The organism is Mesorhizobium sp. YR577 (genome assembly GCF_900116595.1).
GTDB lineage: Bacteria > Pseudomonadota > Alphaproteobacteria > Rhizobiales > Rhizobiaceae > Mesorhizobium_M.
In genome coordinates this window covers 56,051-73,893 of record NZ_FPBI01000021.1, presented here as the reverse complement: position 1 = coordinate 73,893, position 17,843 = coordinate 56,051, and the positions used below count along the sequence as shown (strand labels likewise).

The 17,843-nt window shown below is 59.5% G+C and carries 14 protein-coding genes and 1 pseudogene; 5 read left to right on the top strand and 10 right to left on the bottom strand.

The annotated features are described in order from the left end of the window. Positions 1-62: 62 nt before the first annotated feature. The 9 genes from BM413_RS25165 to BM413_RS25125 all read right to left on the bottom strand — a co-directional run bounded on the left by BM413_RS25165 (position 63) and on the right by BM413_RS25125 (position 11,508). On the bottom strand, positions 63-1,190 hold the full coding sequence (locus tag BM413_RS25165; RefSeq protein WP_091917603.1) for a zinc-dependent alcohol dehydrogenase family protein: 1,128 nt from the start codon (positions 1,188-1,190) through the stop codon (positions 63-65). A gap of 44 nt (positions 1,191-1,234) precedes the next feature. Beyond that, complete coding sequence (locus tag BM413_RS25160; protein ID WP_091917602.1) at positions 1,235-2,767, bottom strand: sugar ABC transporter ATP-binding protein; 1,533 nt, start codon at positions 2,765-2,767, stop codon at positions 1,235-1,237. A gap of 2 nt (positions 2,768-2,769) precedes the next feature. Next, complete coding sequence (locus tag BM413_RS25155) at positions 2,770-3,870, bottom strand: SMP-30/gluconolactonase/LRE family protein (protein WP_091917601.1); 1,101 nt, start codon at positions 3,868-3,870, stop codon at positions 2,770-2,772. Next, positions 3,870-6,005: an ABC transporter permease gene (locus BM413_RS25150; RefSeq protein WP_175544433.1), complete on the bottom strand. Its 2,136-nt coding sequence runs from the start codon at positions 6,003-6,005 to the stop codon at positions 3,870-3,872. The genes BM413_RS25155 and BM413_RS25150 overlap by 1 nt, the downstream gene beginning before the upstream one ends. A 65-nt stretch (positions 6,006-6,070) precedes the next feature. Beyond that, positions 6,071-7,099, bottom strand: coding sequence for a sugar ABC transporter substrate-binding protein (locus tag BM413_RS25145; RefSeq protein ID WP_091917599.1), 1,029 nt, complete (start codon positions 7,097-7,099; stop codon positions 6,071-6,073). Between the two features lie 46 nt (positions 7,100-7,145). Then, a complete protein-coding gene (locus BM413_RS25140) occupies positions 7,146-8,126 on the bottom strand; it encodes an ABC transporter permease (RefSeq protein ID WP_244538022.1) in 981 nt (326 codons plus the stop codon). 301 nt (positions 8,127-8,427) lie between these two features. Next, on the bottom strand, positions 8,428-9,213 hold the full coding sequence (locus tag BM413_RS25135; RefSeq protein WP_091917620.1) for a glucose 1-dehydrogenase: 786 nt from the start codon (positions 9,211-9,213) through the stop codon (positions 8,428-8,430). 100 nt (positions 9,214-9,313) lie between these two features. Then, positions 9,314-10,255 (bottom strand): LysR substrate-binding domain-containing protein, encoded by a 942-nt coding sequence (locus BM413_RS25130; RefSeq protein ID WP_091917597.1) that lies wholly within the window; start codon positions 10,253-10,255, stop codon positions 9,314-9,316. Between the two features lie 113 nt (positions 10,256-10,368). Beyond that, a complete protein-coding gene (locus BM413_RS25125; protein ID WP_091917596.1) occupies positions 10,369-11,508 on the bottom strand; it encodes a CaiB/BaiF CoA transferase family protein in 1,140 nt (379 codons plus the stop codon). Positions 11,509-11,747: 239 nt separating this feature from the next. On the opposite strand from BM413_RS25125, the gene BM413_RS25120 reads away from it, so the two are divergent. Genes BM413_RS25120 through BM413_RS25105 form a run of 4 tightly spaced genes read left to right on the top strand, consistent with a single transcriptional unit; the run spans position 11,748 to position 16,037 of the window. Then, positions 11,748-12,572 carry an HpcH/HpaI aldolase/citrate lyase family protein gene (locus BM413_RS25120; protein ID WP_091917595.1) on the top strand — a complete coding sequence of 275 codons (825 nt, stop codon included), beginning with the start codon at positions 11,748-11,750 and terminating at the stop codon, positions 12,570-12,572. A 1-nt stretch (position 12,573) separates the two neighbouring features. Beyond that, the gene (locus tag BM413_RS25115; RefSeq protein ID WP_091917594.1) at positions 12,574-13,938 is read left to right on the top strand and encodes an MmgE/PrpD family protein; all 1,365 of its coding nucleotides are present in this window, start codon (positions 12,574-12,576) and stop codon (positions 13,936-13,938) included. Continuing rightward, positions 13,919-15,187: an acyl-CoA dehydrogenase family protein gene (locus tag BM413_RS25110; protein WP_091917593.1), complete on the top strand. Its 1,269-nt coding sequence runs from the start codon at positions 13,919-13,921 to the stop codon at positions 15,185-15,187. Before BM413_RS25115 ends, BM413_RS25110 begins: the two co-directional genes overlap by 20 nt. Before the next feature lie 10 nt (positions 15,188-15,197). Beyond that, entirely contained in the window at positions 15,198-16,037 is an 840-nt protein-coding gene (locus BM413_RS25105; RefSeq protein WP_091917592.1) for an HTD2 family dehydratase, read from the top strand. 735 nt (positions 16,038-16,772) lie between these two features. On the opposite strand, the gene BM413_RS33760 is transcribed toward BM413_RS25105, so the two are convergent. Further along, the gene (locus BM413_RS33760) at positions 16,773-17,240 is read right to left on the bottom strand and encodes a hypothetical protein (RefSeq protein ID WP_244538021.1); all 468 of its coding nucleotides are present in this window, start codon (positions 17,238-17,240) and stop codon (positions 16,773-16,775) included. Positions 17,241-17,377: 137 nt separating this feature from the next. Here BM413_RS33760 and BM413_RS25090 point away from each other — a divergent pair. Continuing rightward, a pseudogene (locus tag BM413_RS25090) lies at positions 17,378-17,812 on the top strand (transposase); the annotation flags it as partial. Positions 17,813-17,843: the final 31 nt, after the last annotated feature.

The window sequence follows — 17,843 nt, the reverse complement described above, 5'->3', positions numbered from 1 at the left end:
TACTCCATGTCTTTCCCGAATTTGCACAAGCGGCTGTCTGAGAGGCGCCGCAAATCTGTTGATCAGTTGAACTCGACGATCTGACGGATAGCCGAGCCATCAGCGAGGCGGTCGAAACCTTCGTTGATATCCTCGAGCTTCAGCCGGTGGCTAAGCAGCTTGTCGACGGGCATCTTGCCGCGCTTGTAGAGCGCCAGAAAGCGCGGGATGTCGCGCGATGGCACGCCCGAGCCGATATAACTACCCTTCAGCGTCCGCTCTTCGGCGACCAGCGTAACCGCGGGGAGTTGCAGCATGGCCTTGGGGTTCGGCAGGCCAGCGGTGATGGTGGTGCCGCCGCGCCTTGTGATCGCATAGCTGAATTCCAGCGCCTTGACCGAGCCGGCAAATTCCAGCGCCGCCTCAACACCACCCTTGGTGGCATCCTTGATCTTAGCGACGATATCCGGATCGTCTGAGTTGAATGTGTGGGTGGCGCCGAGTTCGCAGGCGAGTTCCAGCTTCGAATCCAGCCGGTCGACGGCAATGATCGTCTCGGCGCCGGCGGCAACCGCGCCCAATATCGCCGCGAGCCCAACACCGCCAAGGCCGACGACAGCGGCTGAACCGCCCGGCTTGACGTCGCCGGTATTGAACACTGCGCCGGCGCCAGTAATGACGGCGCAACCGATCAGCCCAGCAATGTCGAGAGGAATGTCACGATCGACTTTGACCAGCGAGCGGCGTGATACCGTCGCATATTCGGCAAAGGAGGAAACGCCGCAATGATGATGCAGCTTCTCGCCGTCGCGTCTCAGGCGCGTCGCGCCCGACAGCAGATCGCCGGCGCCGTTGCGGGCCGCACCCGGCTCGCAAAGTGCGGGACGGCCTTCGGAACAGGGATTACAATGGCCACAGCTCGGTACAAAGACGAAAACGACGTGATCGCCCGGTCCCAAATCCTCGACATACTCTCCGACTTCTTGGACGACACCCGAGGCCTCGTGGCCGAGCACCATCGGCACAGGGCGTGGCCGGTTGCCCTCGATCACCGAGAGGTCGGAATGGCAGAGGCCAGCGACTGCCATTTTCACCAGCACCTCGCCGGGGCCGGGGCCTTCCAGATCGACCTCCTGCACCCTCAGCGGCAGGGACTTGGCATAGGATCGTTCGAGGCCCATTTCTTCAAGGACAGCCGCTCTGATCTTCATTGTCTCAGCCTTATTCAATGCATTCGGTAAGCGTTGCGCAGCGGTCAATGGACGGCGGCATACATGATCTTTTCTTCGGTCGCTTCCTCGGTCGAGAATTCCTCCACGACGCGGCCCTGGCGCGACACCAGGATGCGATCGGCAAGATTGAGAATCTCGGGAAGGTAGGATGAGATGACAACGACGGCGAGGCCGGAATCGGCGAGTTCATTGATCACGTGATGGAGCTCGGCAATCGCGCCGACATCGACGCCGCGCGTCGGCTCGTCGAAGATCACCAATTTTGGCTTCTGAACCAGCGAGCGGGCGATAACCACTTTCTGCTGGTTGCCGCCTGACAGCTCGATCACTCGCGCCTGGGCGCCGATTGCCTTGACGTTGAGCTTCTTCGTCCAGTTCTTGGCCAACTCCATCATCTCGGAATGGCTGACCACGACACCCTTGTTGAGGTCGGCGGACAGCAGGCTCATGTATATGTTCTCGGCAATCGACTTTGTCTCGAAGAAGCCCTCGACCTTGCGATCTTCGGTGACATAGACGATGCCGTCCTTCACTGCCGGGCGCGGCACGCGATAGCGCACCGACTTGCCTTCGAGACGCACCTCACCGCCATGGAAGAAGTCGCGCTTGACGACGCCGGAGATAATCTTGGCAGTCTCGGTACGGCCCGAACCAATCAGCCCGAAAATGCCAGTGATCTGGCCTGCATAGATGGAGAAGGATGTATTGCGCACCATCTTGCCCATCGACAGGTTCTGCACCGACAGCACCTTGGGGCCATAGGGTCGCGCGACCCTGGCCTTGTCGAGGCTGTAGAGCTCGCCCGACAGCGACCGGCCGACCATCGAGGCGATGATCTTGTCGCGGTCGAATTTCTTGGCATCGTCGGTGATGATGTGTTGGCCGTCGCGCAGGATGGTAATGCGGTCAGAGATCGCGAGAGCCTCTTCCAGCGCGTGGCTGATGAAGATGATCGACACGCCGTCCTTCCTGAGCCGGTTGATCAGCGAAAAGAAGTGATGCTTCTCTTCTGGCGTCAGCGTCGCGGTCGGCTCGTCGAAGATAATCACCTTGGCCTTGTGATGGACGGCTCGAGCGATTTCCACCATCTGCTTCTGAGCGGCGCCCAGCTGCGAAACATACATGGTCGGGTCGACGCCGAAATTCAGCGATTGCAGGAATTGCTGGGCAGCGATGTAGATACCGCGCAGGCGGTTGAGAAACTTTTCGTTACCCAGGTAAATATTCTGGGCCACAGTCAGCGACGGCACCAGGCTGGTCTCCTGAAACACCATTGCGATGCCCTTGTGCAGGGCATCGGCCGGGCTGCCGAAGCTCATCGGCTGGCCGTCGAACAGCACCTCGCCCTTGGACGGCTCGTGCACGCCGGCCATGATCTTGGTCAGCGTCGATTTGCCGGCCCCGTTTTCGCCCAGCAGCGCATGCACCTCGCCCGGCATCAGCGTGAAGCTGACGTCACGCAGTGCCGCCACGCCGTGGAATTCCTTGGTGACGTTCTTGAGTTCGACAATTGGCTTGAACACAACGGCAGGCTCGGATTCGAAATTCGGACGCATTGTCAATTCCCCCGCATACCGAGGTCGACCGCGACCACTTCGTCGCCGCCCTTGGCTGTTGCCCAGAGCTTGCCGCCTGCCTCGATCGCCGATGTGATGCCATGGCGCTTGCCGCCGGCGCGGCTGTGTAGACTGCGAACCGGCACGAAATCAGGCGTCAGTTCCACCACGAGGCCATAAGAGCGCGTCGGCGCCCAAGGCTTTAGGATACCCATCTGCTTGAGCGCCCCGCCCTGCATCGGCTCGCGAAACGAGCGCCCGCTGCTGAGCGCGGGCGCCACCCAGAATGCCTTGTCCACCTGCGCCATCATCGCCTTGCGATAATCGGGCTCACGCAGCACGAACTCGATCAACTGGTTGCGCGGCGCAAACACCGATAGCCAGTAGCCGCCGCGACTGGAGACGCTGATGCGGGCGGGATAACCCGGCAGGTCTTCCATCACCTCGCCCAGCAGCTTGCCGCTGGGGCTCAGGCGAATGAGTTGCTTTTGCCAGGCTTCGCTGACGATGATATTGCCGTCGCGCTCGATCGCGACGCCATTCGGATAGGCGAGATAATCGACAAGTCTGGTTGCCTTGCCAGTCTTGGTGTCGAGCTTCCAGACCGAGCCGGACCGGCCACCGTCGAGCAGGTCGCGCTGCCATTCATCAAGCGTGTTGGCGGCGGAACCGATCGTCAGGATCAGGTCGCGGGAGCTGGCGAAAGCCATCGCAGTGACGCCATTCCAGTCTTGTGTGCCGGCTGCGAGATTGGGCAGTGGTCGGCCCAACGGATCGACAAAAGCCAGACTTTTGGGTGCTGATGCGACAGCAAGCGTGCCATCGGTGGACACCGCGACCGCCGAAATCCTTCCGGACGTGGTATAGACGGAGATCGGATCCGCCTGACCTTCACCCGCGAGCCGCAGCAACTCGTTGCCGCTCGAAACAAACAATCCGCTCGATGTCGTGATGATATTGTCAGCGCCGGCTATGCTCGGACCTGCTGGCGCTTCTTCCAACAGGTTGTTGGGCTTCAATGCGCCATCGAGCGGCGGCACGGTGACGGCCGCGTCACCACGGCCCAGGAAACGATCCACCCAGTCTCGCAATGCATTGGCCATCACGCCTTCCCCCAGTAGTTCTGATAGCCGCTCCAGTTGGGGTCACGTCCTTCAAGCTTGATACGGCCGATGCGGTTGTTAGTGATGCCGCCGAGATAGAGGTAGCCTCTGTGCTCGCGCATCGAAGTGATCATTGGATGGTTCTCGGCACCCTGGTCCCAGAGTGATTCCAACACCTCGCCCTTGTCGTTGAAACGGATGACGCAGCCAATGTTGAGGTTCGGGTAAAGCCACTGGTCCGGCGCGATGCGGCGCGCCATGCGCTTGCGGAAGCCCGGCATCTGCAGCGCCACGTCGAGGGCTGGCGAGCGCATCCCCATCAATGCCGCCCAATAGGTACCGTCCGAGGCGCGGTTGATGTTGTCTGGATAACCCGGCAGCCTGTCGAGCACGATCTCGACCGTGCCCGCCTTCGGGCCGTCGATCCAGTAGCGGCTGATCCGGCAGGCCCAGCTCTCGGCAAACAGGATAGATTGTGCATCCTGCGCCAGGCAGACGCCGTTCGGGAAGATCAGGTTGCGGATGGCAGTGGTGGTCTTGCCGGTCTTCGGGTCGTAGCAGATGATGCGGCCATTGCCGCGGCTCTCAAGTGCATCGACCGGCCAATCGTGCATCTCGTAGCGGATCGTCGCTTCGGAGAAGTATACGCGGCCGTCCGGCGCAACATCGAGATCGTCTGCCAGTCTAAGGCGGGAATCGTCAACGACGGAGAAGGTCGAGCGATTGGTTTCGTCGGTCACCTTGATGACGTTACGTTCGCGGTCGATCTTGTAGAGCCCCATGCCGCCGACGCAGACCAGCAGGTTGCAATCCTTGTCCCAGGACATGCCCAGCGGCGAGCCGCCGATATGGGCGAAAATCTCGTGGGTCTTGTAGTCGGGGGAGAAGAAGCGGACGATATCGCCATGCCTTGTGCCGCAATAGAGGTTGTCATCATCGTCGAGAATCACGTCTTCCGGCGATTCAACATCTCCCAGGCCGATGATCTCAACGTCCCGGAGGCGGTCGTTGAGCGCGAAGGCCGTGTTGTCGGCTGCATTGGTGGAGACCGGTTCGGGCAGCTCGATATAGGTCGGCGACACATAGACCTTGGACAGCAGTTTGTCGCGGTTCTTGAGCCAACGGACGTCTACGAACACGGCAAAGATCAGCGTCAGACCGAGCACCATCGGGCCAGAGCCAGAATTCAGGCCAAGGCGCAACACGCCATTGGTAAGAACAAGTACTGTGACTGCGCCGATCAGCGCCTTGACGATCGAGCCGCGGCCGCCGCCGAGGCTGTTGCCGCCAAGAACCGCCGCCGTCAGTGCAGCGATTTCCATGCCCATGCCGGTATCGCTGCCGGCGCCACCGAGGCGTGCCGCATAAAGTGCGCCGGCGAGACCACACAGCATGCCGGAAATAGTATAGGCTGCGCAGACAGCGCCGCGAACCGACAGGCCGATATTGTGGGCCGAGCGGCGCGAGCCGCCGATCGCCATTAGCCGCCAGCCGGGACGCGAGCGCGTCAGCAGGACATGACCGATGATGGCCACCACGATCAGAACGCACAACGAGAAAGGAATGCCGAAGAAGCCGCCGAGGCCCATCAGGTCCCAGATATCGGACTGGTAGAAACTCATCGACATCGCCTGCACATATTTGAGCAGCAGCATATCGACTACGGCGCGGACGATGATCAGCGTCACCAGGGTGGTCAAAAATGCCCTCAGTCGCAGGTAGCCGATCAGGAAGCCGTTGAGCAGGCCGACCGAACCGCAGATCAGGATGACGGTGGGCAGGGCGGCGGCGACCGGCCAATTGGCGAGATTAAGCAGCGCCAGCATCATGAAATTGCCAAGCGCGAAATTGGAGCCGACGGAAAGGTCGATGCCACCGACGACGATTACCGTCATCATGGCGATGCAGACCAGCGCGAATTCGCCGAGTTGCCGGGAGGTGATCGAAAGATTGCTGCCGGAGAAGAAATTCGGGATCAGCGATCCGAAAACCGCGATGACACAGACCAGCACCAGAAATGGAATCGCGTTGTCGATCCACTTCTTCGACAGGATTTCGCCGATGATATGGTCAGGTATGAAGCGGTATCTCAGCTTCGTTAGGTTACTCGCCGATGCCAAGGCACGCCTCCTCATGCAATATAAGTAAAATAGACTGTGGGAATATGGCCGGCGGTCAGCCGGCCATATTCGAATTTCGTTCAGCGCAGGATCTTGGCGTATTGCTGCGGATCCCAGCAGGTGCCTTCCTTGACGTCATCCTTGGTCATGACGCGGGTTGGCGAATAGATCTGCGTCTTGATCGCGCCGGCACCCTGGTTGTTCTGGAGCGCCATCATAATGGCGGTCCAGGCATCGCGGCCCATGCCCGGAGCATTGTAGTTGATGGCCACCGAGTACGTACCGTCAGCCAGGCCATCGCACATGCTCTGCGCGCCACCACCCGACGTGACGAAGTAGATCTGGCCCTGTTTGCCGGCCTGCTTGATCGCGGCACCGGTGCCAATGCCCTGGCCGTCCCAGACGTCGATCACGCCGCATAGATCCGGATTCTGCTGGATTGCGGTTTCGGTGATTGCGCGCGCCTTGGAGGCATCCCAGTCAGCAGCCTGGCTAGAAACGATCTTGATTTCAGGATGTTCGGCGAACACCTTCATCATGCCCTGTACCTGATAGTAGCTGACACCGCCGGTCAGGACACCCTGGACAATGGCGACCTTGTGAGATGTCTGCGTATCGGCACCACACTTCTTGATCATCATGTTGGCGGCCTGCTCGCCCATGGCGATGAAGTCAGGGCCAACAAAGGCGTCGGTCTGCACCGCGCCCTGCATGTTCAACTGCACGACAACAATGCCGGCGGCTTCGGCCTGCTTCATCAGGCGGGCAAGAGACTGCATATCAGGATTCTGGGTGACGATGACATCGGGATGCTCGGCGATCAGCGCCGTCATGCCTTGTGCCATGGCATCAGTGTTCCAGTTCGGGTCCTGCGACGAGAATGTCATGCCGTAACGCTCGGCTTCCGTCTTGACGACCCCGCCCCAGGCCTGCGCCAGGTCAAAGCCGATCGAAATCGGCAGATAGGCGATCTTCTTGCCTTTGAGCGAGTCAAGCGCCGGCGCGCGATAGGGATCGTTCATATCGTCGGCCGCCTTGACCGCGGTTGCACAGATCGTCAGTACGGCAAGCGAGATCGCCGCCAGTTTCAGTAAACCAGTCTTACCCATGTTCCACTCCTCCTTAGCGCAAGTGTTTGCTGATTGATTGGTCTGGTCAGATGTCGCCCTGTTGGCCGGTCTGCTCGTCGCGTGGGTTGACCACGCTGTCGATGACGATGGCGAACAGCAGAATCAGGCTCTTGATGACGTTCTGAACCGTGTATTGGATATCCATAATGGTCATGCCGTTCATCAGCACGCCGATCAGCAGCGTGCCGACGATGACGTTGCGCACATTGCCGCGGCCGCCCGACAGGCCGACGCCGCCGAGCACCACGACCAGGATGACGTCATAGATCATATTGGAATTGACAATGCGGGTGTTCATCGCCTCGACCGAGGTCGCAGTAATGATGCCGGCCACGAAAGCGATGCCGCCTGAAAACACATATTGCAGCACCAGCACCGGCCGCACCGAAATGCCCGATATCCGCGACGCGGCGAGATTGTCGCCTATCGCATAGATGAAGTTGCCGATCTTGGTGAACTTCAGGAACAGGAACACCACCAGCGCCATGACGGCGGCGACGATAATCGGCATCGGAATACCGATGAATTTGCCCTGCCCCAGCGAGATGATCCAGCCCAGCGTCTTCGGCATGTAAACGACATCGGTGCCGACGATCAGATGCGCACGGCCGAACCCGTAGACGAAGGTTGCCATTGCGATGGTTGCAAACAGCGGTGGAATTTCAGCGTAAGCCACCAGAATGCCGGTGAACAGCGCCACACCGAGCGCGAATAGTAGTCCGACCGTGAGCGCTGTATAGACCGACATTCCCTCGTTGATAAGTTGCATCGACCAGGCGACGGATATCGCCATCGTTGCCACCAGCGACAGGTCGATACCGCGACCGAGGACGACGATCAACATGCCGAGCCCGAGTATGCCAAGCACGGCGACGCTGCGGACTAGCGACAGCACATTTTCGCGATCAAGAAAATTGTTCAGCGTCAGTGAAAAGGCGATGAAGAGCAGCACCGTCAGGATGAAGACGATTTTTTCCTGGTTGAGATAACGGAATAACTTCTGCACGTTCAAGGCCGTATTCCTCCCTGCACTCCAGCGCGACAATCGATCTACTTTCCGGATCGTTGCGAGTTTCGCACGCTTTCTGTGTTTCGCCTTTCTTCCCGGCAGCCACATAATCTTATGGCCGCCGCTCCTCCAGCCTCCCGTTCGGACCCGCTGAAAAACACGGAAAATCTCGGAACTTCCTGAAATCTATAGCAGGCGGGCGCATTAATTAAATTATCAAATTGCGCTATGCGCCATATGTCGATGTTATGGCGACGTCACGTTCGGCATCACCGTTATGCGGCCGAATGTTGGTGGTTCAAATCGTTCGCCCACCGTCGACGGGCAGCAACACGCCGGTCAGGAACGCTGCTTCGTCGGATGCGAGATAGAGCGCGGCATAGGCAATATCGTCCCGGCGCGACAGACGACCGAGGGGGATGGTCGACAAGAAGCGGGCTCTGTTTTCCGGCGTGTCGGCCACGCCCATGAAGCTTTCAAGCAAGCCGGTTTCCCCCAGTACCGGGCAGATGCAATTGACCCGGATTAGATCGGGGGCCAATTCAACGGCCATGGATTGCGAGAGGATGTTAACCGCGCCCTTGGTTCCGTTGTACCAGGTGAGACCCGGGCGCGGCCGGATACCAGCCACCGAGCCGACATTGATAATCGTCCCGCCGCCATTGGCCTTCATCAGCGGCACGACGGGCTGCGCCATCAGATAGATCGACTTGACGTTGATCCGGTAGACACGGTCGAAGGTTTCCTCATCGATATCAAGCATAGGCTGGTTGCGATGCGTCCAGCCGGCATTGTTGACGACAATGTCCGGCGCGCCAAATTTATCGGTCACTGCGGCTATGGCGCGCACGACATCATCCCTGGAGCCGACATCGCCAGTTGTCGCAAACGTCTCGCCGCCGATGGCGGCCGCCACGCGTTCCGCAGCATCAGCACGAATGTCGAGCACGACGACCTTCGCGCCTTCCGATGCAAACAGCCGGGCAATACCTTCTCCAAAGCCACCGCCGGCCCCAGTCACGATCGCCACCTTGCCGGCAAGGCGGCTTTTCGCGTGCACTTTGATCCCGATATTCTTGTTCATAATCATTCCTCCGTCGGCATTTGACAGGAGGAAGTTGCGGCGCATCAGGCTATATTCAAAGATAATATTCAGCTTGCAGGTATAGCGATCCGCTATGCCGCTAATGCAGTGGCTTGGCACCGCTCCATTGACCGGTGGCCACAAGCTCCAGCAGCGTATCGCGGCACAGCGCTTCTATGACTGCAACGGCGTTGGTCATCGGCCGATCCGCGGGACGGACCAGATGGACGTCGCGCTTGAGCTCCGGCTTCCTAATTCGCCACGACCGCAGCCGCCCCTCGCGCACCTCGCGCGAAATGGCGTTAAACGGCAGGATCGAATAGCCCAGCCCCTTTTCCACCAGCTCCTTGATATTGCCATAGGAATCGACGTCGATGACGGTATTCATGCTGAGCCCGCCCGCAGACGCCTGTCGTTCGAGCAACTCGCGCAGACCATGGCTGGAACTCGGCAGGATAAGCGGCAGTGGCGCGATTTGCCTGAGCGTCAGCGGCCCGAAAGCCGGCGTCTTGATGTCTTCTATCGGCGTCGCCGGACCCAGAAGGCAGAGTTCCTCGGTGAGCACCGAATAGGATGTCAGCACCCTGTCCTCGACAGGAATATAAAGCACCGCGATGTCTATCCGGCTTTCCCTGATCCATTCCGTGATGAAGCCGCTCATCGCCTCGGCTATACGCAGCTTGATCTTCGGATAGCGCTGGCGCGCGGCTATGATCAGCGGTACCGACAGTATCTGGCTGATGGTCCCTGGCAAGCCCAATCGCACTTCCCCGGCCGGCTCCGCCTCATGCCCCTTGATCTCTTCCTGGGCGATGGAAAATTGATCGATGATAATACGGGCATTGCGCAGCAAGATCTCGCCAGCCTCGGTAGCCATAACGCCCTGCGGGCTGCGGAACAACAGCGCCGTTTCGAGATCGGCTTCCATGTTACGCACGTGCAGGCTGAGCGCGGGCTGTGCCACGTTCAACGTCGCGGCCGCCTTGGAGAAGGAGCCCTGCTCGACGATGGCGACGAAATAGCGCAACTGACGCAGGTCCACGCGGACCTCCCAATATTCTTTTATGGCTGCGCAAGGCAGCTTCGCTTTCCGTTATAATGGAAACGGGAGGAAGTCTGTCAAGTATAGATGCGTGTGCGTATAGGTTCCAGCGGTCACGCCGATATCTGGACGACGGAGAATTCTTCTCGGAGACGCTCCGTACCCTCCCCCAAGGCTGGAACCGGACCGAACGAGGGGACGGCGCCATCGGCAATCGCGCCGGGCGCCAGCATGCGTACCGGGCCTGTCGGCGTATCCACGGACATGTAGCGGTTCTGCGGATGATCAGCGACATCTTCCAGAGTGCTTACACGGCCATAGGCGATGCGTGCCGAATAGAGCCGTTCAGCCATTTCATCCCGGGCGACAGCAGCGAAGATTGGTATGATGGCAGCATCCAGCACTTCGCGGTTTTTGACCCGATCGCTGTTGGAGGCAAAGCGCGGATCGGATGCCAGTTCGCGGTGCCCCAGCACTTCGCTGCAAAACACGTTCCATTCCCGTTCGTTCTGGATCGAAAACAGCACTGATTTGCCGTCGGCGCACACATAGGCGCCGTAGGGCGCGATGGTCGGATGGTTCAGGCCATTGCGTGCCGGCACCTTGCCGCCATAGATATATTGCAGATAGGGCACGTTCATCCAGTCCGACAGTGCATGATAGAGCGAGATGGAAATATGCCGGCCCTCTCCTGTCTGTCTGCGCGCAAAAAGCGCCTGCAGCACGGCTTGCGTCGCAGTCATCCCAGCAGCGATGTCGCAGACCGAAACGCCGACGCGCGCCGAGCCGTGTTCGTTGCCGGTGATGGCAGACAGGCCGCTCTCAGCCTGGACCAGCAGGTCGTAGGCCTTTAGGTCGCGCAGCGGTCCCTCGTCTCCATAGCCTGAAATCGAACAGACGATGAGCTGCGGGAATTTCTTGCGAAGCGTGTCTGCGCCGAAGCCGAGACGATCCACCGCGCCGGGCGCCAGGTTCTGGATGAAGACATCTGCACGCCCGATCATATTCATCAGGATCACCCGATCTTCTTCCTGTTTGAGATCGAGACAGACCGATTCCTTGCCACGATTGAGCCAGACGAAATAAGCGCTTTCGCCATGGACGAGATGATCGTATTCCCGGGCGAAATCGCCTTCGGGCCGCTCGACCTTGATTACCCGTGCGCCGGCATCGGCCAGTTTGCACGACAGGTAAGGCGCGGCGACGGCCTGCTCAATGGACACCACCAGCACGCCTTTGAGATCTGATTTCATTGCTCCCGCCAAACAATTCTTGTTTCGTCACGGCCGACTTACCTCGGCTTAGGGGAGCATCGCCGATTTTTGTCATCACTTCAAATAACACTCTAATGGAGTGGCCATACGTAAATGTTATCTCAGCTGGCGGGCGCGATCATAATGGGAGAGTATACACCAACGAGCAAAAATATATTGGCGAACTTTGACATAAGTGGCGACAATGGCCACCTTGCCATCAACTGCTCCGGACATTCATGCCTGCCGACATCGCCGATCTCGTGCTCTTCCTCTTCGTACCCGCCGATCGGCCCGAGCGCTTCGCCAAGGCGGCAGGAGCGGGCGCCGATGCGATCATCGTCGACCTCGAAGATGCCGTCTCGCCATCTGCGAAAGCGGATGCTCGTAGCGGGCTGACAGTTGCACTGGGTGACGCCGGCACAGCCTGCCCGGTTTTCATCCGCATCAATGGCAGCGGCACATCCTGGCATGATGATGATGTCACCATGGCCGCCTGCCTGCCGATCCACGGTGTCGTCCTGCCCAAAGCGGAAAGTGTGCGCGACATCGAGGCGGTGCGCGCACGGCTGCCAGCCGGAATGCCTGTCCTTGCCATTATCGAATCTGCCAAAGGCCTCGTCCATGCGGATGCCATTGCCGCCGCGGCCGATCGCCTGGCTTTCGGTTCGATCGACTTTGCCGCCGATCTCGGCTGCGCTCACAGTCGCGAAGCATTGTTACTCGCCCGCAGCCGTATCGTGCTGGCATCGCGCATTGCCGGCCGGCCGGCGCCAGTCGACGGCGTCACGCTGTCGATCAAGGACGGTTCGATCGCCGAGAACGAAGCGCGCTACGGCGCATCGCTCGGTTTTGCCGGAAAGCTGCTCATTCATCCTGCGCAAATCACGCCGGCGCGCGCGGGCCAGGCCCCTGCCGCCGAAGACGTCGCCTGGGCATTGCGGATCGCGGCAAGCATTGAGGACGGCGCGCGGGCCGTGGATGGCGCCATGGTCGATGCTCCCGTTCTCGCCCGAGCGCGGCAGATAATCCATTCGTACAAACGCCATTCAAACGGATCGTGAGATGATAAAAATCACCGAAATCCTCGCCAAATATGTCGCCGACCTCCATTATGGGCTTCTGCCGCCTGAGGTGCCTGAGCGTGCACGGCATCTCGCCATCGATCTGATCGGCAGCATCGTGCGGGCCGGTAAGGAAGCCGATTCCACCCCTAGCCTGCTCGGCATGATCAAGGCGCTCGGCCTGGACGCACCAGGCCAGTGCACGGTGTTTGGATCATCCCGCAACTATATTCCGGCGACAGCGGCCCTACTCAACGGCGCGCTCGGTCATTCATTGGATTTCGACGATACCCATGCCGACAGCTCGCTGCATCCGAGCGCACCCGTCGTACCGGCCGCCTATGCGGCGGCCGAGATGGTCGGCGCATCGGGCAAGGAACTGCTGGCTGCCATCGTTGCCGGCTACGAGGTCTGCTGCCGGCTCGGCAACGCGCTCGACCCCACCGCACATTATGCGCGTGGATTTCATCCCACCGCAACGGCCGGTACGTTTGGCGCAGCAGCGGCGGCAGGCAAACTGCTCGGCCTGGATGCGGCAGGGATCGCCTCGGCCTTCGGCGTCGCCGGCAGCCAGGCGGCCGGCTCTCTGCAATTTCTGGTCAACGGCGCCTGGAACAAACGCTACCAGGTAGGCGCTGCTGCCATGAACGGGCTGATCGCCGCCACACTAGCAAAGGAGGGCTTCGTCGGTGCGGCCGATGCCATCGAAGGCAAACATGGCTTCCTCGTCGGCTACACTGACGATCCTCTGCCCGAGCGGGCCGTGGCCGATCTGGGCACCGTCTACGAGACGATGAATATCGGCATGAAGCCCTATCCGGCCTGCCGCTATACCCATGCCGCCGTTGACGGCCTGCTGAAACTACGGCGCGAGAACGGATGGTCCGCGGCAGATATCCTGTCGGTCGATATCGGGCTGCACAAGAACGGCATCGTCTTGACCGGTGCGCCGCTCCAAGCCAAGCGACGGCCGAGAAGCGTCGTGGAAGGCCAGTTCTCGATGCCTTTTGCCGCTGCGGTGGCGCTGTACAAGGGCAGTTTCGGTTGGGATGACTATGCCTTGCTCGGCAATCCCGATGTCGAAGCCATAGCCGCGCGCATCGACGTACGGCGCGACGAGCTACTTGAAGGCCTCCGCCATCCCTTCGGCGCCAATATTGCCGTGCACACGGCGTCTGGAACAATGGAACGCACCATTGCCGACCCATCCGGCGAGCCTGGAACGTTTCCGCAAATGAGCGAGATCGAAACCAAGTTCATGACGCTTTCGAGGCCTGTGTTGGGTAACCGCGCCTCGTCGCTGTTTTCCCTGCTGGATCACATCGACGCGGCGGGTGATATCCGTCATGTCGAGGCTGAGCTATAGATTTCCTATATATGCAGCCTCACCAATCTGTATTTGTGGTTATAATGACGCCCCCCTAAACTCGACTTTACCTACTGTTCAAAGGGAGAAAGACGTGTCGAGTCAGGACTATGCCGAAATAAGGGAGGAAGTCGCGAAGCTCTGCGCAGGGTTTCCGGGTGAATATTGGCAAAAGCTCGAGCGCGACAGTGCCTATCCCGCCAAATTCGTCGATGCCCTGACCGAAGCAGGCTACCTTTCCGCACTTATTCCGGAGGAATATGGCGGTTCCGGGCTGCCGCTCTCGGCAGCTGCCGCAATCCTGGAAGAAGTGCAGCGATCCGGCTGCAACGGCGGTGCCTGCCATGCCCAGATGTATATCATGGGCGCCATCCTGCGGCACGGCAATGATGAACAGAAGCGCAAATATCTGCCCAAGATCGCGACGGGCGAACTGCGCCTACAAGCCTTTGGCGTCACCGAGCCGGCCAGCGGCACCGACACGACCTCGCTGAAGACCTTCGCCCGCAAAGACGGCGACCAGTATGTGGTCAACGGTCAGAAGATCTGGACCTCGCGCGCCGAACATTCCGACCTGATGTTACTCTTGGCGCGCACCACGTCCAGGGACGAAGTGGCCAAGAAGACCGATGGCCTCTCGATCTTCATCGTCGACATGCAGCAGGCCAAGCGGGCTGGGATGACCATACGGCCGATCCGCACCATGATGAACCACGCCACCACAGAGGTGTTCTTCGACAATGTGAGGGTTCCGGTGGAGAACCTGCTGGGTGAAGAAGGAAAAGGCTTCCGCTACATTCTTTCAGGCATGAATGCGGAGCGTATTCTAATTGCCGCCGAATGTGTCGGCGATGCAAAATGGTTTATCAAGAAAGCCAGCGACTACTCCAAGGAGCGGGTAGTGTTCGGTCGACCGATCGGCCAGAACCAAGGCATCCAGTTCCCGATCGCACGCTCCTATGCCCAGATGCGCGCCGCCGAACTGATGGTGCATGAAGCGGCTTTGCGCTATGAGCAGGGCCAGAATTGTGGCGAGGAGGCCAATATCGCCAAGATGCTGGCGGCCGAGGCGTCCTGGGCAGCTGCCGAGGCCTGCGTGCAGACCCATGGTGGATTTGCCTTCGCCGAGGAGTACGATGTCGAACGCAAGTTTCGCGAGACGCGCCTATATCAGGTAGCGCCGATTTCGACCAACTTGATTCTCAGCTTCATTTCCGAGCATGTGCTTGGCATGCCGCGATCCTATTGACGGAGGGGGCATGACCGATGTCGATATCAACTACCTCAGAACCTGGATCGGTCGCGAACGAAGCGTGAGCGATGTAATCACTCCCCGTCTCGCGGCAAGCCTCGACGCCGTACTGGACATCGAGCGAAACGCATCCCCTGGCGCGGCGGCCCCGGTCGGAATCCATTGGTGCCTAGCGCCCGATATCGTCCCTATGCGGGGCATTGGGCGAGACGGCCATCCTGCACGTGGCAGTTTCTTGCCCCCGGTTCCGTTTCCCCGGCGTATGTGGGCGGGCGGAGAATTGGCTTTCTCAGGCGACTTCCGCATTGGCGACGAGGTCTCCCGCGTCTCGACGATTGAAAATGTCGAGCTGAAAAAGGGGCAAAGCGGCAAACTGATCTTCGTTACGGTGCGGCATCGTTATGCCACCTCTCGGGGCCGCAGCCTCGACGAACGACAGGATATTGTCTACCGTGAACTCGAAAGCGCCTCCATAAAGGAAGAGTGTGCACCCACACGCGAGGTCGCGGATTATTCTCGTCATGTTGAGGCGAATTCCGTACTGCTATTCCGCTATTCCGCCATCACCTTCAACGGCCATCGAATCCACTACGACGAACCCTACGTGACCGGCGAGGAGGGCTATCCGGGCCTAATCTTTCACGGGCCACTGCAAGCGACTCTGCTTCTGGATTTGGCGACCGAACGGCGTAACGGAAATTCACCTCGGACGTTTGCATTTCGGTCCACCCGCCCCTTGTTCAGCGGTGGTCGAATTTCGACCAATGCACGATCAGAAACGAAGCAAACGTCCCTTTGGATCTCCGATCAAGAAAACAATGTTACGATGGAGGCCTGGTGTAAGTAGATAACCTCACCTCAGCCCCTAGCGCCCTATAAGAATGCTTGGGGAGTGGGATACGAGCTGCCCCTGGGTGTCGATCAACTCTATATCTGATAAGTTGTCGGTATCAGTGTCTACGCTTCCCAGGACCAGTCGAATTCCAGCGCTCCTCAACCGGTCGACCCACTGCGCGATTGTCGAAACCGGAAACGTGTCCTGGTGTTGCAAGAGCCGCACTCAAACGCGTCGCGATCTTTCAGATTCGCTTCCCGCGCTTTAAGTCTTTGTTTTTACGCATGTCGTTGTCGCAAAGCCGCTGCACACTTTGTGCGACATGCTCTAGACTAAAGTCAAGGACGATCACCACCCCGGAGAGCGCCGGGTAGGCCAAGCACTGTCTACGTTGCAAGGGGGTCAAAATTCGGATGCCGATATGGAGTGATGGGGTTGTCTTGTCTTATGACTTTTCCACCGGTTGTGGGCATTAAGAGATGCCCGATCCGGGTGGCTACCCGGATCGGGCGGAAGGGGTTGGATCGAAGTTGTCTCGGTCGTGGAGGACCGTCGATTAGTGTGATCACCCCTTTCTTTTCCACCAGACCTGGACGGAAACCAGGGCTTCGGGCCCGGATGACAAGAGTAGGACAGCGGAAAAGATGGACAATACTCTACCCCAAACGATCGGCATCGACATCTCAAAAGCGACCCTTGATGTATATGCCTATCCTGCGGGCAGCGAGCGACAATTCACCAATACGGTCAGGGGGCCACGGGGAACTGATAGATTGGCTTGGGCAATGGCAGATCGATCGGATCGCCTATGAAGCTACTGGCGCCTACCACCGGCAACTTGAGCAGGCTCTGACGGATCTGCCATGTGTTAAGCTCAACCCGGCTCGCGCGCGGCGGTTCGCACAAGCGGCAGGCACTCTCGCCAAGACGGACAGAATTGATGCGGTAATCTTGGCCCGCATGGCGGCGATGCTCCGGCCTCCCGTGCGCGCGGCAAGTACGCCACAACAAGCCAAGCTCGCGGAATTGATCAGCGCTCGCGATGGCTTGGTCCGTGATAAGATCGCGCTTCAAAATCAAGCAAAGAACGTGACGCTGCCTCTCCTCAAGCGTCAGCACAAAAAGCGTCTCGATCAGATCGAGCGGTATATCGAACAGGTCGATGCCGAGCTTGCGACGATCATTGCGGCTGACCCGGAGTTGGCTCGCCGGCACGAAATCATCTGGATTTGGCCAAGAATGTCTTTCAAGCCCATGGCGCAGATGCCGCCGGCACAGTCGTGTTTCGAAGGAAGCTCCGGCGCGAGCAGGTGCTGGCATTCTTTGCTGCGCAGCCGCCGTGTCTCGTGGCGATGGAGGCTTGCCCGGGCGCGCACTATTGGGGACGTGAGATCGGTAAGCTCGGCCACACGGTCAAGCTGATCGCGCCGGCTTACGTGAAGGTCCTCAACAACCGTGCTGAGCACGACCATCTGGTCGAAGTCCTGCAGACGTACGGTCGCCCGGTGGTCTGTGCCTTCGAGGCGACGGGGAACTATCACCGGCCGATTGCATTGCGCCTGGCTGAGGCTGGTTTCGAGGTTCGACTGGTGTCGTCTCTGTCGCTCGCGCGGACGCGAGAAGCATTGCACAATAGCTGGGACAAGAACGACCCCAAGGACGCGCAGGTGATCCTGCACATGCTCAAGATCCAGGCAACGCAGCGCTACCACGATCCGCTGCGCGCCGGCATCAACGACGTACAGGAACTGTCGAAGACGCATGAGGCTATCGCCAGGGCAAAGACGGACATCTAACACCATCGCCAAGCGCTTCATA